The sequence below is a fragment of the Exilibacterium tricleocarpae genome, from assembly GCF_007004655.1.
Lineage (GTDB): Bacteria > Pseudomonadota > Gammaproteobacteria > Pseudomonadales > Cellvibrionaceae > Exilibacterium > Exilibacterium tricleocarpae.
The window spans coordinates 1-21,568 of sequence record NZ_ML660107.1; the positions used below are offsets into that span (position 1 = coordinate 1).

At 51.5% G+C, this 21,568-nt stretch carries 12 protein-coding genes; 7 read left to right on the plus strand and 5 right to left on the minus strand.

The annotated features are described in order from the left end of the window. Positions 1–152: 152 nt before the first annotated feature. Together FKG94_RS23775 and FKG94_RS28805 are read left to right on the plus strand one after the other, a co-directional pair. The gene (locus FKG94_RS23775) at positions 153–563 is read left to right on the plus strand and encodes an HAD-IA family hydrolase (protein ID WP_142929453.1); all 411 of its coding nucleotides are present in this window, start codon (positions 153–155) and stop codon (positions 561–563) included. Between the two features lie 236 nt (positions 564–799). After that, positions 800–940 (plus strand): hypothetical protein, encoded by a 141-nt coding sequence (locus tag FKG94_RS28805; protein ID WP_179957786.1) that lies wholly within the window; start codon positions 800–802, stop codon positions 938–940. A gap of 3 nt (positions 941–943) precedes the next feature. Here FKG94_RS28805 and FKG94_RS23780 read toward each other — a convergent pair whose 3' ends face one another. The 3 genes from FKG94_RS23780 to FKG94_RS23790 all read right to left on the minus strand — a co-directional run bounded on the left by FKG94_RS23780 (position 944) and on the right by FKG94_RS23790 (position 7,562). Then, positions 944–3,757 (minus strand): TonB-dependent receptor, encoded by a 2,814-nt coding sequence (locus FKG94_RS23780; RefSeq protein WP_142929454.1) that lies wholly within the window; start codon positions 3,755–3,757, stop codon positions 944–946. Beyond that, complete coding sequence (locus tag FKG94_RS23785; RefSeq protein WP_142929455.1) at positions 3,754–4,401, minus strand: inorganic diphosphatase; 648 nt, start codon at positions 4,399–4,401, stop codon at positions 3,754–3,756. The genes FKG94_RS23780 and FKG94_RS23785 overlap by 4 nt, the downstream gene beginning before the upstream one ends. 563 nt (positions 4,402–4,964) lie before the next feature. Next, a complete protein-coding gene (locus tag FKG94_RS23790; RefSeq protein WP_179957787.1) occupies positions 4,965–7,562 on the minus strand; it encodes a PKD domain-containing protein in 2,598 nt (865 codons plus the stop codon). Between the two features lie 932 nt (positions 7,563–8,494). Between FKG94_RS23790 and FKG94_RS23795 the strand changes: the two genes are divergently transcribed. The 3 genes from FKG94_RS23795 to FKG94_RS23805 all read left to right on the plus strand — a co-directional run bounded on the left by FKG94_RS23795 (position 8,495) and on the right by FKG94_RS23805 (position 16,704). Beyond that, a complete protein-coding gene (locus tag FKG94_RS23795) occupies positions 8,495–15,229 on the plus strand; it encodes an FG-GAP-like repeat-containing protein (RefSeq protein ID WP_179957788.1) in 6,735 nt (2,244 codons plus the stop codon). A 146-nt stretch (positions 15,230–15,375) separates the two neighbouring features. Continuing rightward, positions 15,376–15,762, plus strand: coding sequence for a hypothetical protein (locus tag FKG94_RS23800; RefSeq protein ID WP_142929458.1), 387 nt, complete (start codon positions 15,376–15,378; stop codon positions 15,760–15,762). A 507-nt stretch (positions 15,763–16,269) separates the two neighbouring features. Further along, positions 16,270–16,704: a GFA family protein gene (locus FKG94_RS23805; RefSeq protein ID WP_142929459.1), complete on the plus strand. Its 435-nt coding sequence runs from the start codon at positions 16,270–16,272 to the stop codon at positions 16,702–16,704. Positions 16,705–17,166: 462 nt separating this feature from the next. Here the strand turns inward: FKG94_RS23805 and FKG94_RS23810 are convergent, their stop codons facing one another. Beyond that, entirely contained in the window at positions 17,167–17,907 is a 741-nt protein-coding gene (locus FKG94_RS23810; protein WP_142929460.1) for a hypothetical protein, read from the minus strand. Between the two features lie 13 nt (positions 17,908–17,920). Beyond that, positions 17,921–19,156 (minus strand): hypothetical protein, encoded by a 1,236-nt coding sequence (locus FKG94_RS23815; protein ID WP_142929461.1) that lies wholly within the window; start codon positions 19,154–19,156, stop codon positions 17,921–17,923. Between the two features lie 959 nt (positions 19,157–20,115). On the opposite strand from FKG94_RS23815, the gene FKG94_RS23820 reads away from it, so the two are divergent. Beyond that, entirely contained in the window at positions 20,116–20,583 is a 468-nt protein-coding gene (locus tag FKG94_RS23820) for an acyl-CoA thioesterase (protein ID WP_142929462.1), read from the plus strand. A gap of 24 nt (positions 20,584–20,607) precedes the next feature. Beyond that, the gene (locus FKG94_RS23825) at positions 20,608–21,408 is read left to right on the plus strand and encodes a cyclase family protein (RefSeq protein WP_142929463.1); all 801 of its coding nucleotides are present in this window, start codon (positions 20,608–20,610) and stop codon (positions 21,406–21,408) included. The last annotated feature ends 160 nt before the right edge of the window (positions 21,409–21,568 follow it).

The window sequence follows — 21,568 nt, forward strand, 5'->3', positions numbered from 1 at the left end:
CTGTTTCGACGCCTGAAAGGATTCCGAAGAATCTTTAGCCGATTCGACAAGCTTGATGTGGTTTTCAGGTTTTTCATTAACTTTTCACTGATCGCCGACAGGCTGATTAGTGTGAACAGGCCCTAGCACAAGCGAAAAAAACCATTGGCAGCATGATTACCCAACTTCCTGCACACGAAGATGTTAAGCCAGGTCTAAAAGCGCTTAGCGAGCACGGATTTCACCTGGTAAGTCTAACCAATTCATCGACTGCTGGTGTCGCAGCTCAATTTAACTATGCAGGTCTTACAAATTTATTCGTCAAGCGATTTAGTGTAGAAGACGTAGAAGCCTTTAAGCCGCATCCCAAGCCCTACCTGATGGTGTTAAAAGAACTGGATATTCAACCGCAGGAGGCATTAATGGTGGCCGCTCATGCCTGGGATTTGGCCGGTGCTAAGGCAGTAGGTTTGCAGACAGCTTTTATTCGAAGACCTGGTACCACGCTCTATCCTAATGCAACCAAACCTGATTACATTGTCAACCACTTGCACGAGTTGGTCGATCAACTAACGAGTAAATGAATAACCTGGCAAATAAAACCGGACACTACAAAACCGGCAAGTCAGAGTTGTATGGCGCACTGTCGCTTCTCCAAAAGTATCAACCGAGCGAGGACTGACCCGACGGAGTGGGGAGCTGAATGAAATATGTCGCGGCCTCAGATCCATTTCTCGAGGGAGCGGCTGCAAATAAAGTTAAACCATTACTTATTTTCTAGAACACTAGTAAATGACTTAAAAAACGGCGCTTTTCCAGTTTGATTGAGCGCATAGTGTTCGAAAACACTATGCGCGGTGCCACCGTCACAGAAGCGATGGAAATCAACCATCACAACTTTGACAGCGATGGGATCTGCGGCCAGAACAACGTCGGTGAGCTGGAGCTGTTTTACCACTAAACTTCAAAAACGCCCTGTCAGCCCGACGGAATAGGTCAGCCCGTACTCCTCGAACTGAAATGTATTGCCCTTGCTGCCCTGGTAAAGCTCCAGGGGGTCATCGGTGAGATTGGACGCTTCCAGGCGCAGGTTGAATGCCTCGGTCAACCGGTAGCTCGCGACCACATCCAACTGGGTGCTGTCCGCCACCCAGATGTCGAAGTTGGGATCAGCGCCAATATCCTCAAGGTACTTGCCCCTTTCGGAGTAACTGATCCGCAAGCTGAGGGGGCCGCTCTCATAACCCAGGTACAGGTTGGCATTGCGGTGCACGGCGCCCGGGAGGCGGAAGGTCTCACCGGGACGTTCTGCAAAATCGAATTCGGTGTCGAGAAAGGTCGCATTGGCACCGATAAGAAAACCGGAAAGCGCCGGGTTCAACAGCTCCATACCCAGTTCTACGTTGGCTTCCAGGCCGAGTATCTCTGCATTGCCGAAATTCATCGGCCGCGTCACCTGGAAGTCCTGGAAGGGCCCTTCGCCGGGTGTGGTGAAGTCAGCCGAGAAATTATCGACGTCTTTGTAGAATATACCTAAGGAAACCAGCGCATTGTTGCCCGGATACCAGTCGAGAAGCAGATCAAAGTTATCGGACTCAAAGGGATCCAGATCCGGGTTGCCGGTTTCGATATCAAAGTCATCGCGGTCGATCTCGAACCGCGGCGAGATATCGCTAAAAGAGGGGCGCGACACGGTCTTCGTGTAGGCGGCGCGGGCCACTACGTCCTCCCGTGGCTCATAGCGTATGTGCAGTGCCGGCAGGACATTGTTGTAATCGTTGCCTACCGAGCGCCGGGCTACCGCTACGTTACCGTCGGCGTCGACTTCGATCTGGTTGCCGTCGGCGGAGTAATCGGTGTGCTCGATCCGCACGCCGGTGATGACGCGCCACAAGCCCAGATCCAGCGTGGCCATCACGTAGCCGGCATAAACGTTCTCGTCGGCGACGAAGTCCTGACCCAGCCGCAACTGGCGATTCTCATCCACATCCTGGGGGCGTTCGCGAAACTGATCGCGGTTACTGAAGAAGAAGTCCAGAAACCGCGAAGCGCTGATGCCCGGACCAAGATCGCCAAGACCATAGCCCGGTGAGTTACTGGTAAACTGCTCGAGTCCGAGATCAGGTACGTCGCGCAGCTCGAACTCATCAACGTCGGAGTCCTTCTTCTTCATGCGCGCATCGACACCTGCTTTCAGGGTCAGGTTTGCATTGCCGAAAGCGTTGGCGCGCTCGGCGTTGAACGAGAAGTTGGTATCGTCATCGTCCACCTCAATGGGTTCTACTACAACACGGTCGAGAACGTAGCCCGTATTCATTCGATGGGAGGTATCCGGCACCCCGGCATTGAAGAACGTCGTCGTCAACTTGCCGTTGCCCATCACGAAATCGGCGTCCAGTGGATCGCCGGTTTTCTCGAAGCGGCCCTCGTATTCGTCCGGCACCGATTCGCGCGTGATGGAGTGGCCAACCTGATAGTCGAAGGTCCAGTCATTACGCAGGTGCTCACCGCGGAAGGAGATTGCAAAAGTGTCCTGCTCCTTGGTGCGGTTGCGGATGCGGCGGCGGAAGCCATCTTCGGCGATGCCTTCGTAGCGACCGCGGCTGCCGTCGAAGGAAACCAGTTCCCCGTCCTCAAGCACAAAAATACTGCGCTGGCGCACTTCTTCGTCGGTAAAACGGCTGAACAGGGCATCGACAAAATAACGGTTGTCGTCATCCGGCCGGTATTCCAGATTGAGGTTGGCCCCCAGGCGCTCGCGGTCGACAAAGTACTTGCGCTGCTGGACCTCAATAGGCGCCAACCTCTCGACACCGCCGACTTCGACGTAGTCGTATTCGGTTTCCAGGTTATCTGATTCGAACTCCCGCCTCTGGTAGTTCGCGCCTACCGCAACGCCCAGGTTGTCCAAACCGCCGGCGATACTGAACACGTTACTGAAATTGAGACCGCCCGCGGGGTTGGTCTCTTCGCCGAGTTCGTTATAGGACAGCTCGGCGCGGTAATCGAAATTGAAGCTGTCATCGCCCCGGCGTGCAAAGGGCGAGCCGGAGCGCACATCAACGGTACCGCCAACGGCATCGCCGGGCATATCCGGTGTCGGCACCTTGTTGATTTCCAGCAGGTCTACCGAACCCGACGGAATGATATCGAGCGGAACAGCGCGTGAACCGTCTTCGGGCGTGCCGATACGCATGCCGTTGATGGTGACATTGCTGAGGCCGGCGCCGACGCCGCGAACACTGACAAACCGGCCCTCGCCCTGATCGCGGGTGATACTGATGCCCGGCAGGCGCTGCAGGTTCTCCGCCACGTTCTGGTCTACAAACTGCCCGATATCATCGGCGGAGACGAATTTGCTGATGCCGTCAGCGGCGCGGTAGCGGTTCAGTGCATCGTTCATCGCAATACGCTGTGAGACCACGAGAACCTCTTCCATTTGCTGCCCCTGCCTGCCGAGGATGATCAACAGGTTTTCTGCGTTATCAGATGTCGGGTCGATGCGTTTGCGTTTTTCCTCGTAACCCACATAAGTCACGCTCAGTTCCACATCCGTGCCATCGACGTTGCGGATCGTAAAGCGTCCCGTGTGGTCGGTGAAGCCAGACTGGGGCGTTCCGGCAACGGTAACGCGGGCCCCGGCAAGCGGTGCCCCCGAAGCGTCGGTGATATAGCCGCGCAGCGTGCTGTCTGCCATGGCAATACCGGCGACCGAGGCGGAGGAAAGCAAAAGAGCAGTGGTGATCAGCGAGCGTCGAAACGGGGGAGTCTGACTCATTGTGTGGCTTCCGATGGAGGGATGTGGCCGAGATAGCGTTTCAGCTCCTCGAGTGTGGTCTTTTCGCCGACAAAGCCGTGGGTCGTCACCCGCCGGTCGGCGGGATCGTTGGATTTGTAGTTGCGAAAGAATGCTTCGATGCCGGCGCGGGCTTCGGCCGGCAAGTCTTTGATGTCGCGCACAGCGCGGTAGAAGGGGTCTACATCGTCTGCCGGTACGGCGATGATCTTGTCGTCTGCCTCGCCGCGGTCACGCATGCGCAGCGAACCGATGGGACGCACCTCAATCAAGGCACCGGGCGCGACCGGCGTGCGTGTGAAAATCAGGATATCGACGGGATCGCCATCCTCGGCGAATATCGACGGCAGCGAGCCGTAGTTAGCCGGATAGGCTGTCGGTGTGGTGAGAAAGCGATCAACCACCACGTGCCCCGTCCGCTTGTCCAGCTCATACTTGGTGAAAGAGCCAGCGGGAATCTCCACCAGCGCGAGCAGGCGCGTCGGGGCGCTGTCAGGTTGCGCGAGGTAGTAGGGATGCGGGAGCGTTGGGATGGCAGCGTCGGGTGTCGCTGAGCCGGGTGCAGTCCAGAGGATTGCACCGAAAATCACTATCAGGGTCGAATATTTCATGACCGGGATGATCATGTGAAGTCATTACAGTCATATGGCGATTTTGTGTCACTTTTATTGTGTTTTAGTGACAACCCAGTGTTGCGGGAGGAATTCACGTGCGTGGTCACGTTAGGTGGGGCACTTGCGGTCCCTATCTGGGAGGGTATCTAGGACAGGCACTCCCGGGGTGGGGACAGATGGATTGTTGATGCCTGTCCTAGCGGATTGGTACTGTTTGATCCCGGTTAATTGGCACACTTTTGCTTAAGGCAGTGCCACTCTAGGCGTCCCCAAGGCATGTCTGGGACACGTGTCTGGTGTCTGGGACAGGCATTCCCAGGATGGAGTCTTTTCGGTTGTGCGCGGTATTTAACCGGTATTTGCTTGCCATTATTGGCGGCGAACAACGAGGAGACTGGGAATGAATCAGAGCATGCGAGAAAAAGTGGCGATTATTACCGGGGCGAGTTCCGGTATCGGGCAGGCCACCGCCGTGGCGTTCGCGATCTAGTCGTCTTTGCACAATGTAAATATAAACAACCCCCGGCAAGGGCCGGGGGCTATGTCACTCAAGTACTACCCGTGCGCTAGCGCATCTACTCTTGATGCCTAATGTAATAATCGTATACATAGGTTTGCGCATAGGCGTCATTACTTTCACCAGGCGCGGTGCCGTTATGTGACTGGGTATAATTACCCAGCTTAAAGTAAGCGCCGGAAAAATTCTCCGTATGCACATAGGGCACCCTCTGGCCGTTGTATTCATACTCGACTTTCCCGTTGGAAGCGATGAACTTCACCGTAAACACCGTGCCCAACTCATAGTTGTCATCGACCAGATAACCGTGCCGGTTATTGCCATCCGTAATCCAGAGCTTGGCATGGGTATCCAATACACCGGGCGTACCGTTGTTATCCCAGTCGCCACCTTCGCCCAGCAGGCCCTCAATGCGGAACACAGTGACATCATCGCCGCCATCGTGAATCTGGCCAACCACCACATGGGGTTTCACCGAGGTTAGGCGCGTCACCTTCTGCTTGATCCACATTTCATGCACGCCCTGGGTATTGCTCCACTTGGCGGCGCTTTTGGAATTTCGGAAATGATAATTTTGCATCATCTCACGTAACTCGCTGCGCGGATTGCTGGAACCACTGGTCGTCGCGCCGCCGTGATTCGCCCTGAACTGCACGGCATAACCATCGGCGTCCTGTACCAGTTTAAACCAGGGGTCTAGTTCATAGGTCAGCAGCTCCGGCGTGTAGATCTCCATCGCATTATTAATCGGCAGGGTGATCTTCCACCATGACAAATCAAGTACCTGTGAGGCGTAACGCATGATTTTAGGTGGCGGCGGTTTGGCCAAATCCTCCGGCGTTGAAATATCGTGGGCGGCAAACATATCAAACAGGGCGTCGCCGCTGCCGGGACCGTATTTTGCGTAGACCAACGCCGGTGAACCGGTGGACACATACGTCACTGATACCTGCTGCCAGCCGCTGCCGTGGTTGGTTGAGGTTTCATACACAGTGTCTGACCCGATATCGTTAATACCGATAGTGCCATGGCCATGGATAAACGCGGTGATTTCATAAACATGCCCCGCTATCGGCTTATAAATCGCCTGTTTGATCAGACCACCGTTGCCTTTAATCCTCAACAGGCGACCGCCATTAGGTGGCTGCGGGTTAGAGGTACCGTTCATAGATACCACACCGGCGCTGTCGTCCTCCAGCCAGCCCCCTTCCGAGGTGCTTAGCTCAAAGCTCGGGTTGATTAACGGCCACAAATCGCTGGCGGGGTTAACACTGGAGATGCGAAGAGTGCTGCTGGCAGTGGCGCTGGTACCCTCGTCATCGGTCACCGTTAACGACACGGTATAGACACCGGTGGCGGTATAGGTTTTTTGCGGAGACACGGCTGTCGATGTGGTGCCGTCACCAAAGTCCCAGGCATAGACTGTGATCACACCGCCGTCCGGATCAGTGGAACCGCTACCGTCGAAGTTAACCACTGTGTCAACCTGCGCACTGGCTGGCCCGGCGATGATCGCAATAGGGTCCTTGCGGTTATCGCTGGCCTCGACAAACTGGGTCGCCGTGGCAATATCACCTTCATCATCGCTTATCGTCAGTGCGACTGTGTAGTTACCTATCACATAGTAAGTGTGGGAGGGCGACTGCACTGTCGATGTGCCGCCATCGCCAAATGTCCACGAATAAGAAATCATACCGCCATCGGGATCAAAAGAACCCGATCCGTCAAAACTAATGGCGCTACCGATAACCGCCATATCCGGGCCGGTAAAACTCGCGACCGGAGGCAAATCGTTCACATCACCACCGACTGAGAGAGCGACTTCGGTTAAACTAATCCAGGAATTCTCACTGTTGCCACGGCCGATAATTCGCACAAAACGCGCCGGCATATCGGGAAAGTCAAAGGTTTGCGGATTTAAACTGGCGCCGGAACTGGTACCTGTAAACATCCGCCGCAACTGCGTAACCGTCGCGCCCATGTGAATTTCAAAATTGGTAGTGCGCTGATTGCCCCGGTAAAACGCGACGTCCAGGGAACGCACAACCTGCAGGGAACCTAGATCAAAAGTGATGTATTGACCGTCGCCGTTGGCGGACCAACGGGTGTTCAGGTTACCGTCCAACACATTAGCCGGCACATTGCCGTCATCGGAACTCGCGCTCGCGGTGACTCCAGCGGGTGGATCAGGTGGGGTAATGCTGGGATTAATCTCCACCTCAGTGATACTGTTCCAGTTATTACTGGTGTTACCATAACCAACGACGCGCACATAGCGGCCCGCGGTATCGGTGACATCAAAGTCTTGCAGGCTCAGGGTCGACCGGGGCTGCGCGCCACTCCACACAGTGGTCCAGGCAGTGGCGTTAGAGGAAACCTGAATATCAACGGTCGCTGTACGTTGATCGCCTCTATGAAAGGCAATGCCCAGATTCGTTACGGTAAATGTCCCACCTAAGTCGTATTCAATCCACTGACCGTTGCCCTCGGCAGACCAACGGGTCGACAGTGAATTATCGAGCGTGTTAGCGGGGACATTGCCATCATTCGCCGATGCCCTGACGGATACCGGCTCAACCGCATAGGCGTCGGAAACAACGGCTACTGCAAAAAAAATCGTAAATCGCTTAATAAGCGATAAAAAAACTCCTTTCATAATCTGATCCCTCATATCCAGAATGAATTTGAGCGACCAATGTGGGAAATCGGCTACAGAGGCTTAGGTCATACCAATAATGACGACCTCAATGTTTAAATTGGACATACCAATATGATCTGTCTTTTAGCAAATGCACCCTCCCATACAACATGGCTACCATTAGTGCCTCTCGACTACAACGTAATAGCGTTGATTAGCTCGGCTAATTATTGTGATTTTAGGATTGAAGGTCCAGATATATTTAGAAAATAGGTGGTTGTCAGCGAAGAAAACCGGCATTGGTAATAACATACTACTCATTGCGCCAGACCAAAAACTATTTATACGTTTTGTATTTTGGTAAAACCAATAATGCTATATTGACAGCTAATGTCCAATTCAGTGTGCTTGCCTTAAGCTCCCGGGCCCAACCATCTGATGACACCCAGCCACTGCCCTGGACATAGGGTTTTGATTGTAGTCTCAGGAGAGGCGCCGATCTGTGCCATTGTTGCTACCCGGCGTCATTGATCCGCTTGCCTTTATGTACAATGAGAATCCCCTAAATCCATCCGACTTGCCACTGCCGTGAATAAGCAGCTACCCGATCATAGAAGCCGGTATAACCAAGGGTAGCTAATGCTTGGTAAAGCGGCAGTTGAAATGGTTTAAGTCTCTCTCCTCACTTTTGTATAAGGTGTCAAATACACCTGAGAACTACGAAGTCGCGTAGTTGTTTAACCATTCTGGCTATGCCTAAATTTGCCTCACTGATTTGATGCCCATCCCAGTCTCGACGGAACTAATTCTCACTACAGGATATAACTATAATGTCTTGCTCGACGCCCCGTTTCTTGCTTTCTTTAACTGCTTTTGTCGTCGGTTTATTCACCACTCAATACGCATTATCCCAATCTGATCCGGTTGGTACTCTCGGAGGTGAGTTAACGGTGGCTAATGGTGTGGCCCACTACTCCATCCCCATTGATGTGGCCCCGGGTCGCGGGGGCATGCAGCCGCAGCTATCGCTGCATTTTTCCGGTGAGGCCGGTAATGGTGTGATGGGTATCGGCTGGAACCTGGGAGGCCTGTCGGTCATCAGCCGCTGTCAGGCTACTTTGGACCAGGATGGTTTCTGGGGTGGAGTAAATTTTGACGCGGATGACCGTTATTGTCTTGATGGTCAGCGCCTGGTGCCCATCAATGGTGATCATGGCGAAGTAGGTGCGGAGTACCGCACCGAAATCGATAGTTTTGCACAGATTATTTCTTACGGCGGCGAAGACTATAATCCCGAATACTGGGTAGTTAAAACCAAGTCTGGTCGAGTGATGACTTACGGAGGTAGTAACGCCTCCCAGCTTTTCCCTAAGGGTACTGTTACATGGTCATTGCGGGAGCAAAACGACACCACGGGTAATAATCCCATCACCTACGCTTATACCGATAATCGAGGTACTCAATATCTCAATCAAGTGGATTATCCCAGTGGCAGTATCTCTTTTGTCTACGAAGAGCGCCCGGATGTCACCACCGCCTACGCCTATGGGCAGCAAGTCTCAATGTCCCGTCGTGTCAGTCAAATTGATATTCAGGGGTTGATTGAGGGTTACTTTTCAGGCCCGGTTGCCGCGCGACCGCTACAGAGCTACCGCCTAACCTATCACGAGGCCGGTGAGGTAGACCGATACTCTCGTATTAAAGCTATCACCGCCTGTGATCCCCAGAACAATTGTCTGCGAGATACCAAATTTACCTGGTCCAGTGCCGGTAATGCCAATGCCTTTCAAAGGGAGTATCACAAAACCATTCGTATCGGTGATTACGACCCCTTTTATCTGCAGGGTGTCCACGATGTCAATGGCGATGGCATTGGCGATATCCTGATGGCGAAGAATAGCAGCAGGGGAATCTGGGTGAGAGCGGCATTAGGTACCCGCGATTCGGTGTCAAACAACTATGTAACCAGCAAACCGGCCAGCGGTAACTACGCCACATCCAGATGGTCAACCCCTCGAGTCGCGGATGTCAATAACGACGGCCTGGCTGATTTGGTTTGGCTGAGTACCCATACAGAAGGTTTACGTGTGGGAGTGAGCCTTTCCAATGGTGATAGATCCTTTGGTTCACTGAGGACTCAGGCGCGTGCCAGCGTCAGTGGCACCACCTGGAAAAGCGCTGGTCTGGAGGATATTAATGGCGACGGTAATCTCGATGCGGTTTGGCATAGCGGTGATGCTTCTGTAAAGAAAATTGCTGTAAGACTGGGATTGGGGAACGGTCAGTTTGACAGCTTAAGGCAAACTACCGTATCACCCGGTGGTAACTACAGTGACTGGAAATTTGCCGGTTTTCACGATACCAATCGCGATGGTTGGTCTGATATGGTCTGGAGACATGCTACTCGCAATACCATTGCGGTGAGCTTGGCCCAGGGAGACAACACCTATGGGGAGCTGATTGAAAGCCAGGTTAATCCACACAATTGGTCTCACAGCGGTTGGAACTTTGTGGGTGTTGGGGATAGCAATGGTGACGGCTTAGAGGACTTAATCTGGCGATACGATGGCAGTGCGGGGCTGCATACCCGCGTGAGTTTATCTCAGGGCAATGGCAGCTATGGCGCTTTCATTTCCACCACCTTAAGCACCAATTCCGCCTGGGGGGACAACAGGGTGGGGTTTAAGGGGCTTGAAGATATCAATGGTGATGGCCTGTCCGATTTAGTGTGGTCACGCCGCAGCTCCGGGCGCGCGCATACTCAGGTGAGTCTGGCAAAAGGTGATGGTACTTATCGACCCACTGTGTTCAGTCGCGATGCAGCGCTGAATAGCAGCAGAACAGTCGTGTTTGCCGGTTTCCACGATATCAATAGCGATGGTCTATTGGATATGGTCTGGGAACACCGCCCCTACGATGACGATGAAAATCACTACCTGGATAAGCGCGGTCGCTTATCTGCCAGTTTTGCCCGCGCCAACGGTACCTATGCAGCGGCTCGCTCGCTCGGCTTAAAAGGTGATCTTAATCGTTGGTCCCACTTCTACGGCGTACAGGATGCCAATAACGATGGTATTGGCGATATTATCTGGCAGCAAAATAACACCCGCAAAAGTCGCCGAGTTGCGATTAACTTCTCCCGCGGCGCCATTTCCCGTTTAACCGGCATTACCGATGCCCAGGACAAGGGTATTGGCATTAATTACAACCCATTGAGTAACCCTGCCGTGTATACCAAAGGCAGCGATGCGGCTTTTCCTTTGGTGGATCAGATAGGCCCCCAGCGAGTGGTCAGCAGTGTCAATGAATACAATGGTATCGATGCTAATGGTCATCGCTTTGTTAAGAAAACCATGTATCACTATGAAGGACTTAAAGCTCATCTACAGGGTCGAGGTAGCTACGGTTACGCCAAAGTGACGGAGTCTTATGTAGAAGGTTTTTATGGCAGTAGCAGCAGTAGTATGCGTGTTTATAAAAGCCGCTACCTCAACTTTGACCAGCGTGACTTCCCCTGGACTGGGAGAATTCTTGGTGAGGAGGAGCGCTATCGGCCGCAAAGCGAGTATGTGCGAACTTCCCGCAAAGCATTTACCCATGAAGTCAAAGAGACTCACCCGGGTGTTTATCAGATAAACCGCACTCGCGAAGACCATATGAGCTATGAGCCGGGACAATCCCAGTGGTTCCAGCGTCAGGTGGTTATGCGCCGGGATATTGATAACTTTGGCAATGTGGGTCGTATGGATGTTATCAATACGGCCAACAATGAAACCTTCTCAAAGATTACGCTGAATGAATACGCCAATAACGAAGTCCAATGGCATATTGGGCAATTGCAGCGTTCCCGGGTGATCTTCCGCAGCCCCTATGCGGATGATGAAGAGCGCATCACGGCGCATACGTACCACCCAAATACCGGGTTGCGACAAACCACCAGCATCGTCGGCGCAAACAGTGGCGAGAATCTTCGCATTACCGTATTGACGCACGATGATTATGGTCATGTTGTTCGTCAACAAGTGGGTGTGCCAAACGTTGGTGAGCGTACCACGACGCGTTCTTATAATGCTGTTGGCCGTATGACCAGTCAGTGTAATGCACTCGACGAATGTACGACCTACACCTACAACACGAGAGGTCAGGTATCCGAAAAAACTGATCCGGATGGGCTCTACACCATTTGGGATTACGACGGTTTTGGTCGCCAAACCCAGGAAGCGCGTTCCGATGGCGTCTCCACTCACACCCAACGCCGCCTGGCCGGCAGTGGTGAATGTGGCGCTCTCATGCCCGGAGCCTACCACTGTCAGATCACCCGGATTTCCGGCAGCCAACCCGTGACTACTCAGTACGACAGACTTAATCGACCCTTGCGCACCATTAAAGTGGGCTTCGATGGCCGCAAGATCTTTAACGATACCGAGTACAACGCCCGCAGTTTGGTCAGTCGAGTTAGCCACGATTACTACGAAGGTGATCACAAAACCTGGATCAGTACCGAATACGACACCATGGAGCGCACGATTCGCGTCAGCAGACCGGGTCCTCAAGGCACCCGTGTCGATACCACTACCGAGTACGATGGCTTAGTCACCACCGTAGGTCGCGGGCCCGATGCCCTGACCACCACAACCACACACAATGCTTTGGGCCAAAAAGTACGGGTGGAGGAAGAGGAAGGCAGCACCATCGACTATACCTACAACAGCGACGGCAACTTGCTGACTACCCGGGTCAATAGCGATCCGGATACCACCATCACCCTAAGCTATGACGAATATGGTCGTAAGGTGGCGATGGATGATCCCGATATGGGGCTATGGCAATACGCCTACAACGGCTTTGATGAATTAATCCGTCAAACCGATGCCAAGGGTCAAGTCAGTCGCATGGAGTATGACAGCCTGGGGCGACTGGTCCGGCGCGTCGAACCCGAGGGCAGTAGCACCTGGACCTATGGCGGTCTCGATGCCGCTGAGGGCAGCGTGGGTAAACTGCTGCAAGAAAAAACTCGGGGCATTACCAAGGATTATGGCTACGATAGCAAAGGTCGACAAGTATCGGTTACTACCCGAATTACAGATGCCGGCAGCTTTACCACCCGCACGACCTATGACGAGTTCAGTCGTCCCGTGCGTACCGTCTACCCTGGTCAACACCGCTTCAGTACCACCAATGTGTACAACGGCAATGGCTTTCTGTCAGCCGTTAAAGGCTTTCGTTATGCCGCTGAGACGCACAACTACGATCAACTGGCGCCTTTGGTCAGCGCCGCGGTTGCCTTGGCCGATGACTATGCCGCGAAGGCTCAAGCCTTACGGGAGCTGGGTGAAAAATACGAACACCTAAAAACCGCCTATCGACAATTGCAAGACCCAGGCACTTTGACCGCCGACTTGGTTGCGCACCAAAGTATGCTGCAGAGTGAGATTGCCAAAGGCCAGCCGCGGGGAATTCATACAGAGGAACGTACAGTAGCAGAAGGTGCTGTCAGCCTGCCTGGTGGCGCAGTGATTCCTTTTAACAGAACGGAGACCTTGCGCACGGTTGATCTCGACCCGGAATTTATGGGGCACCTGAACAACGCCATTGCAGAGTTGGAAACGGTTACTGCGCTGATCAATACCCAGGTGTCAGATTATGTCAGCATCATGGAACAACTGACGGTACTGGCTGAACAAACCCTGGCCGCCGCCGACAATAACTTTGCCATTGCCACTGCCTTGACGGCTTCCGCCGAGATCTATGGCGATTACCAGAGTGAACAGGATCGCTATACCATTACCTACTGGCGGGCAGCCGATGTAGATGCTGCCGGTCGCATCAGTGCCGAAGTCTACGGCAACGGCATCGTCAATGACTACGCCTACAATCAGGGTAGCGGCCAGTTGGAAAGCATCCACAGCAGCTTGATCAGTATCAATGCCGTTCGCCATCTGGAATATGAGTACGACGCCTACGATAATGTGACCTTGCGTCACGATATGATTAACGATATTCACGAAGAGTTTGACTACGACCGGCTGGAACGTCTGACCTCATCGACGGTGACCAGTGCCCTGTACAACACCACTACCGACCTCAATACCACCCAAAGCCTGACGTATGACGTTTACGGCAACATCACCAGCAAAAGTGATGTGGGTGTTTATATCTACGGTCAGAACGGCGCGGGCATTCATGCGGTGACACGTGCGGGCAATAACACCTATCTATATGACGCCAACGGCAATATGACCAGCGGCGCTGGCCGCAGCATCGAATGGTCCAGCTTCAACAAGCCTACCCGCATCACCCAAAACGGTCGCTCAGTGACCTTCTCCTACGGCGCCGATCGTGCGCGGTACAAAAAGGTCAACCATTTGGGCGACATCACACTGTATCTGGGCCTGGTGGAAAAGCTCGACAAGGCCAACGGCGATACGGAAGAAAAACACTATATCTATGCCGCGGGTCAATTAGTGGCGGAGCGGATTGTCTCCAGCACCGATGGTACGCAAACCCGCTACCTGCATAAAGACGCTATGGGCAGTGTCGATCTGATTACCGACACCTACGCCAATGTGGTTGACCGGCGCAGCTTTGATGCCTGGGGCAAACTCCGGGATTTCCCCTGGAAGTCCACGGCGACCCTTGAAGATCCGCTGTATCTGACTCAGTTGCCTTACACCAATAAGGGCTATACCGGTCACGAGAATGTACAGGAAGTGAATCTGATTCATATGAATGGCCGCATGTACGATGCCACTCTGGCGCGCTTTATCAGTGCCGATGTGATCATCCAGGAACCTCGTGCCAGCCAGAGCTACAACCGTTACAGCTACGTATGGAACAACCCGATGAAGTATACCGACCCCACGGGTCATATTACCGAGACACGGGTGGGCAGAGCGATTTCACGGGCCTGGAATAACTTTAAAAAGGCCGTTAAAAGAACCTGGGATAAAATCAAACGAGCGGTTAGAGGTGACCGTAGACGCAGTGGCGGATCAGGAGGAAGCGGCCATGCTAACCAAGCCGGTGCAACTGCTGTGGACATCACAATCTCGACTCGTGGCCGCGCGGTGACGCCGGTAGGAAGCAGAAATATTTTTACATATTTATTTGAGCCCTATACGTGGGAATATGCGATAGAACAAGAAGACTCCGTTTTTATGCACCAACTCCGCGGTAATAGTAAAGAAGCTTACAGACGGGCAATTATGTGGGGTAATTACAGACTCTACATGAGAGATCAGGGAGGCTATGTAGGCTTTACTGGGGGTGCGGCAGGGGCGGGGCTTGTTCAGTATGGCAAGGGTACAGGTGTTTTTATCGGTAGGGAGAGAGATGGCACTTACGCAGTCTATACGACTAATGAAACGAATCTTAGTATCTCAATTGAGCTTGGCGCTAACATGAGTTGGGGCACAGCTATCTCCAGATTACCGTTGGAGCGTGCGATTGGCGAGGTGACCACAGTATCTGTCGGCGTCGATATTAAGCCTGGTGTGGGGGTTGGCGCTGTTGGTACGGCCGCCTTTAACGAGACTAAAGACGGAGCTTTAGAGTTGGCGGAAGCTGGAGGAGGGTTGAGTGCAGGTATTGGTCTTGCACCTCCTGTTTCTGCAACCGTCGGACTCAATAGAACCGAATTAGATGAGCGTTATGTTATTAAAGAAGGTAATCCGTTTAGATGGTAAGGTATTTATTAGAATGCGCTCTAACAATCTAATCACTCCGCTAAGTGAAGCAGCGAAAAAGATCAAATAAAGCGTGTTTCTTTATGAGAGTGTGCCATAAAAATTAGATATTTTTCTAAAATCATCAATTAAAAAAGAGCAAAGTCATGAAAAAAAATTTACTAACTATCACATTGGTAGCAACCTTGTTTCAATTGCCGGCTTATGCCGGCGCACCAACATGTCACACATCAAGTGGAGTCCCCTATTGCAACTACACCGGCGCAGTAAAAAAGCTGTACATTAACAGTAGCGGCCTGATACTGGTGTATTTTGATACGCTAATGGATCAGGACCAGCCTATCAATGTTGGGATACAGGGTCTTTCTCGATATAACGCGGCCGCTTATCAAATATCTGAAAATACAGATTACGCCAATTACTTGTATTCAACACTACTAACCGCTCAGAGCATGGCAAAGCCGGTAACATTCCAGATGTGGGGCACTCAATCTGGTTATATGAAAGTGACTAAAATTTGGCTAAATCAATAATAGCCCTGTTATTTTCTCGATTCTTATTTTTATGTGTAGACGGTGCGAAATCTACAGGTTATTCATCAAGCCATAGATATGCCAGGGTCAGGGACGTGAGCAGCGATCAAACAGTTTCCTGACTTGCTCCGCTTTAATATTCCACGGCATGCGTTTCTCAATATCCACTACCGACTTGGTATTGTGTACCGACTCAGCGATTGATCGTGGTGCTGGAGTATCTTTTCCTACCGATATTTTTCTTTTCCGTTGCTGGACAGCTACCTTGAGGATTTCTGCCCCACCTTGTTGCGACTGTTTGGCCGCCGACAACACGCCCTCAATGAAACCTACCGAATCGATAAATGCACGCTATGAAAAAAACATCCAACTATTGAGGCATGGCACTCATCATGTTTATCGACAATTTTAGTTTGCTGGGGCATAACAAAAATGCCAATTTTGCCTTGTTACGCGTTGTTTCACCCGATAAATTACAGTGGCACCATATATTACTGGAGAATTGTCATGACTAATGAAGAATCTAAGGTTACCTCTGGTAGCTGCTTTTGTGGTGCCGTTAGGTATGAAGTAAGAGGCCCGCTGCGGGATGTCGTTAATTGCCATTGCGGCCAATGCACCAGGCTAAACGGCAACTTTGGATCGCATTCAAAAGCTTTAAAGTCAAAGATTACCATTATTAGCGACAAAGGTTTAAGCTGGTACACTATATCGGATACCGCACGACGGGGATTTTGCCGGGACTGTGGATCGGGGTTATTCTGGGATCACATTGAGCAGGATGCCATGGGTATCATAGCAGGCTCTCTTGATAGACCGACAAATTTAAAAACCATTGGCCATATTTTTGTTGAGGACAAATCAGATTTTTACGAAATCACAGATGACATTCAGCAATTTAAAGGCTCCTCCAATGGACAACTCGCCGGCGACTATCTGTAGTATGAGACGTAATCAACATAGACCAACCGGCACACCTATTCGGATAAATCCCATACTTGATGTGCAGTAATCGCCAAGAACGCATATAAACAATAGACTAAAGCACAGCCCTCACTGGACAGCCTAAACTATTTTCGGCATAGGCCTTTAACGGCACCAGCAGCTCTGGTAAAGAAGTAAAATAGTGCAAGAGGGAATTACCAATAGACCAACAGGGACGCCTGCAACTTAGCAACTTAGCAACTTAGCAACTTAGCAACTTAGCAACTTAGTGTGTGCATTTCAGTTCTGGCTTGTTAGAGAACCAGTCAATTTTTAATCGCTTAAGTTGCTAAGTTGCAGGCGTCCCTGTTGGTCTTAGGAAAATACCTTAAATGGCCTCCTGATTTTTTAAAGGCCTTTACATCAACACAAGCGCGACTCTATATTGTCTGTCCCGGGAGAAACTGAGTTATGTAGAAATCACTTCGAACTTATTGATTTAAGATTTAATATGCCTTTTTCCGGTGGCACTGCGTAAGAAAATTTGAACGTTTCGATGATTGCTTTCACATCATTTTCTGCACCGGCTGTTTCACATAACTCCCAGGCGCCTCGAAACTTAAACGGTTGGTAATGGAAGTCAACCCAAAGAAAATATCTATCAGTAATTGGCAGAGAATATACCGTATGAGTTTCCTTTCCCACTACATTGTGCAGTAACCACGGAAGACTGTTGATATCCCTGCGATAAAATCGATTGAGGCTGTTCGGGTAACCATAGAATTCATCTATCGGGATATGGCTGGATACGACTGCGGTAGCGTCAGCCTTTTGGTTTTCACAGGCATAGCGTTTGTCGTATTGAGAAGTGATTTCCTGGGCAAGCTGCTGGTAATTAAACATATTACTGGCGCCAGCTTCGCACTTCCTTACCTGGATTGACAGAAGTAAATCGCCGTAACCTTTATCCAGCAGGTTAAAACCCTGGTGATATTTCCAGCTTCTGGAAAATAACTCGATGCTGGCCGAACCACCCCAGTTTGCGGCGTTAAACAGGTCAATACTACGCTGAATCGCTGACTGGGAATCTCGATTTTCGCTATTTGATGCCGGTATTTTTAACGTAAACTGATTTCCCGACAGCTCCAACCGGATATCACTGGCAAGGGTTTTTACGACCGGCAAGCGTTTGTCAACATACTTTGCTAGAAAAAAGAGCATTTAGTAAACTTCTCTACCTTTTACGGCATCCCCGGAAATTAAAGAAACTTGGCTTATTAAAGAACCCTTCTCCAAGCTTTTTGACAGAGGCATCATGGGTTGATTGTATCTCTTTGCTTGGGCGTTGCAAGCCGTGCTGAAGTTTCAGCTCGCGGTCCCGGGAACCACCGTGGGGTAAAGTATGAGGACTCTCTGTGGTCGTGCCATCGGTAACACTTTTGCGCTTGTTGACTGAACGCTTGAATTTTTCTATACCGACTACCCTGCCGCGAGAGCCTTTGAGCAATAGCGTTACTGAGTTTAAGCCGATAATTTGCGCAACCATATCATCCGGAGCATTGTGAACAGTGTATCTGACTCCCATTCTGGTTAAACGGTTATGATTGTGGGCTATATTGATCGCACAGCCGTTGAAAGCCACCGAATGCTTATCGAGGGTGGGGAATTTCGAGCCTTTTCGCTGTTTCCGTTTTTCATATACCCGGACAGCCTCCGCAAATATCACACTGCCTTGGCTGTGAGCCACCCATTTAATCTCATCTCCTTTCTCCTGCGCTCGATCCAATATGTCAACGAACTTTCTGGTGACAGCCGTTGTAATTCCCAGCTTGTCTCTAAAAGACTCCCACGTATCTCCCTTACCTCCCAGCATGTAGTGGGTGGGGTTATGGTATAAGGTGTACTCCTGTATCTCCCCGTAACGTTTTTCCAGGTGGGCGGCCATTAACCAGGCTGCTTTTTGTAAATCGTTACTCTGTCCATTGACAGCTGCATGTTGTGTCTTTACTTCCTGAGTTTTAGGTGGATTATTCACATCAATGGCCCAGGCGCCCTTGGTCTTTTTAATGTGGTACAGCTGAGGCTTCTCTGATTTGTGCTGAGCTATCAAAGCCGCTCCGGCAAGCGCGAAAGAATAAAGGGTTACCGCACCTGAATGCACGCCATATTCAATTTGATACTTACCCTGTAAACCAAGCCTGGTGGCAAATATATCGATTCCATCTCGGCGTTGAAAACTATCCAGAGATCTCGGCAGAGATGAGAGCTTCATTATTGCCTCTTTAACAGTGTCTAATTCCCGTTCACTGCCGACCAGGTACTGCATGGTCAACTCTGCATGAGGGGTAATATAGACATCGTAGCCAGTAGTCTGGTCGGGATCGACCAGGTTGGCATTCTCTCTTTGCACTATCGATGAGTGCCGGCCTTCGAATCGGGGGTCAAGAGCTAGCTGTCGCGCTTCAGACATGTGATTTTATCGGTCGGGAAATAAGCTCTGAGAGTTGCATAGATTTCTATATAGAGCAATCCTTTGATGCTTACATGTTGAGTAAGGTGTCACCGATACGAAAGTTATGCCAACAGCATCTAATCTGGCGTGAAATTTTTTGCTTTTTCGCAACTTCAAATCGTGATCCCTGCGTGGCGTCTCGACCCGTTGCTCGATAAACATCGAGTTGCACCTGAATATCTGCGTAGATTTCTGCATCTTTTCGGTGCTGGTCGAGCTCTTTCTTTATTTTCTCCAACTCTTCTTTTCGCTTTTCTCGAACATCCGGAGGTGATTTTTCAGCCTCATTTAACTTTTGTCGTATTCGTTTGCCTTTTTCGAATATCTATCGGGAATCCTGTCTGGAGGTGACATTTCGTCATACCTCAATTCGGTATCGACCCCGTTTATGTATTTCATCGTACCAGCCTTTATGCTTTCCGAGCCGCACTCATCTCATATTCTATCTATTTGCCTAAGTTCCCTCCATCAGAGAGCCACTTTGATGCCCCCTAGTGTAATAAGTAACTCCGGAGTCATACCAAAACCAGGGCTAGTTTGGTGGTCACGACAGCATCCCTGCTGTCGAGAGTTTCTGAACCCTTTCCAGAGGCAAACTTACCCGCAGTATCCTTAATCAAAACCAATACGATTGGGACAGGGATCGGTAAATTCATGCAAATCCCCTGTAAGTACCACCAAGAGTAAACACCTGAAGCGAGCACCATTCGCGCCATTGACCTCAGTTATATATAACCACCATATCAACTTAATTCGATAGATCGGTTAGTAATAAATAGTGAATTATGGAAATCCGATCCCTATCCGCACAAAAAGGATAGTGTTGTGTCCTTTTGAACGACAGGTTTGAGTATTACCCTATGCAGCTACCGGCATCGATTGCCATATGCCATAGCCGCTAATAAGATCTCACGACTATGCCCGATCAAACACCAGATAAACCATCCGGCGAAATCTTCAAAACCGCGGTCAAAGTGCGGTTCGCCGACTGCGATCCGGCGGGCATTGTCTTCTACCCCCGCTATTTCGAGATGATCAATGGGGTGGTGGAGGACTGGCTGGCACAGGCACTGGACTGGTCGTTCCCCCATATGCTCGGCGAGCGCAATGAAGGCCTGCCGACGGTAAATATCGAATGCCAGTTTATACGCACCTGCCGGATGGGCGATGTGCTGGATTTTGAACTGTCGGTGGCCGCGCTGGGAAAAAGTTCCTGCACGGTCAATATCGCAGCCTTCCACAACACCGCCGCCGTCTTGCGCGGCACCCATGTGCTGGTCTATGTTGCCCACTCAGGACAACACCGCAGTCTGGAAATCCCCCCACCCCTGCGCCGGCGTATGGCGGCATTTATCGCCGCTACACCCGCAGAGGCACAACCATAACTCTGTCAAGAAGAGGGAAAACCTATGTCACCAAGCGATGTCATTGCAGAACTGGCCAGCCTGCTGGTTTCGGGCGGCATCAAAGTCGTCGACCTGACCCGCACGCTCGAACCCGAGACGCCGGTGTTACAGTTGCCGCCGGAGATGGGCTGGGGCGAATCCTGGCCGTTCAGTATGGAAGAGATTTCAAAGTACGATGACCGCGGCCCCGCCTGGTACTGGAACAATATCAAATGCGGCGAACACACAGGCACGCACTTCGACGCTCCCATTCACTGGGTAACCGGCAAAGACCACGAGAACCACGCCACGGATACGCTGCCAGCCGACAGGTTCGTCGCGCCCGCCTTTGTCATCGATGCCGTTGCCGAAGCGGCGGCGGACCCGGACTTTTTAATGAGCGTCGATTTTATTAAAGCCTGGGAAAAGACCCACGGTGAAATCACCCCCGGCGCCTGGGTGCTGTACCGCACCGACTGGTCGAAAAAAACGGATAATGCCGATTACCTCAATATACGCGAAGACGGCGGCCACACACCGGGCTGGGCGCCGGCCACGGTGGAATTCCTGGCCCGCGAACGCAATGTGATCGGCGTCGGTGTCGAAACCGTCGGCACCGATGCCGGTATCGCACCGACCCAGGACCCGATGTTCCCGTGTCACAACTTGATGCACGGCGCCAACAAGTGCGGCCTGGCAAGCCTGTGCAACCTGGACCAGTTGCCGCCGACCGGTGCGCTGCTGATAGCGCCGCCGCTGAAAATCAAGAACGGTTCCGGCAGTCCGGCGCGCGTACTGGCCCTGGTACCCGCACGGAAATACTGAAGTCCTGGCACTAGAGCAATACTACAGAAACCCCAATGCTCTACTTAAAACACTTAAAAGGACAGGCACAATTTATTGAAACACTTAAAAGGACAGGCACAATTTATCGACCCCACACTGCCTCTATCGATCGTGATTAAGACTATCGAGGGCAGACCTG

Excerpts from the sequence above, each read along its gene's own strand:
- FKG94_RS23815 (WP_142929461.1), bottom strand. The coding sequence starts at position 19,156 with ATGTCTGAAGCGCGACAGCTAGCTCTTGACCCCCGATTCGAAGGCCGG.
- FKG94_RS23775 (WP_142929453.1), top strand. The coding sequence starts at position 153 with ATGATTACCCAACTTCCTGCACACGAAGATGTTAAGCCAGGTCTAAAA.
- FKG94_RS23780 (WP_142929454.1), bottom strand. The coding sequence starts at position 3,757 with ATGAGTCAGACTCCCCCGTTTCGACGCTCGCTGATCACCACTGCTCTT.
- FKG94_RS23790 (WP_179957787.1), bottom strand. The coding sequence starts at position 7,562 with ATGAAAGGAGTTTTTTTATCGCTTATTAAGCGATTTACGATTTTTTTT.
- FKG94_RS23800 (WP_142929458.1), top strand. The coding sequence starts at position 15,376 with ATGAAAAAAAATTTACTAACTATCACATTGGTAGCAACCTTGTTTCAA.
- FKG94_RS23785 (WP_142929455.1), bottom strand. The coding sequence starts at position 4,401 with ATGATCATCCCGGTCATGAAATATTCGACCCTGATAGTGATTTTCGGT.
- FKG94_RS23825 (WP_142929463.1), top strand. The coding sequence starts at position 20,608 with ATGTCACCAAGCGATGTCATTGCAGAACTGGCCAGCCTGCTGGTTTCG.
- FKG94_RS23805 (WP_142929459.1), top strand. The coding sequence starts at position 16,270 with ATGACTAATGAAGAATCTAAGGTTACCTCTGGTAGCTGCTTTTGTGGT.
- FKG94_RS23820 (WP_142929462.1), top strand. The coding sequence starts at position 20,116 with ATGCCCGATCAAACACCAGATAAACCATCCGGCGAAATCTTCAAAACC.
- FKG94_RS23810 (WP_142929460.1), bottom strand. The coding sequence starts at position 17,907 with ATGCTCTTTTTTCTAGCAAAGTATGTTGACAAACGCTTGCCGGTCGTA.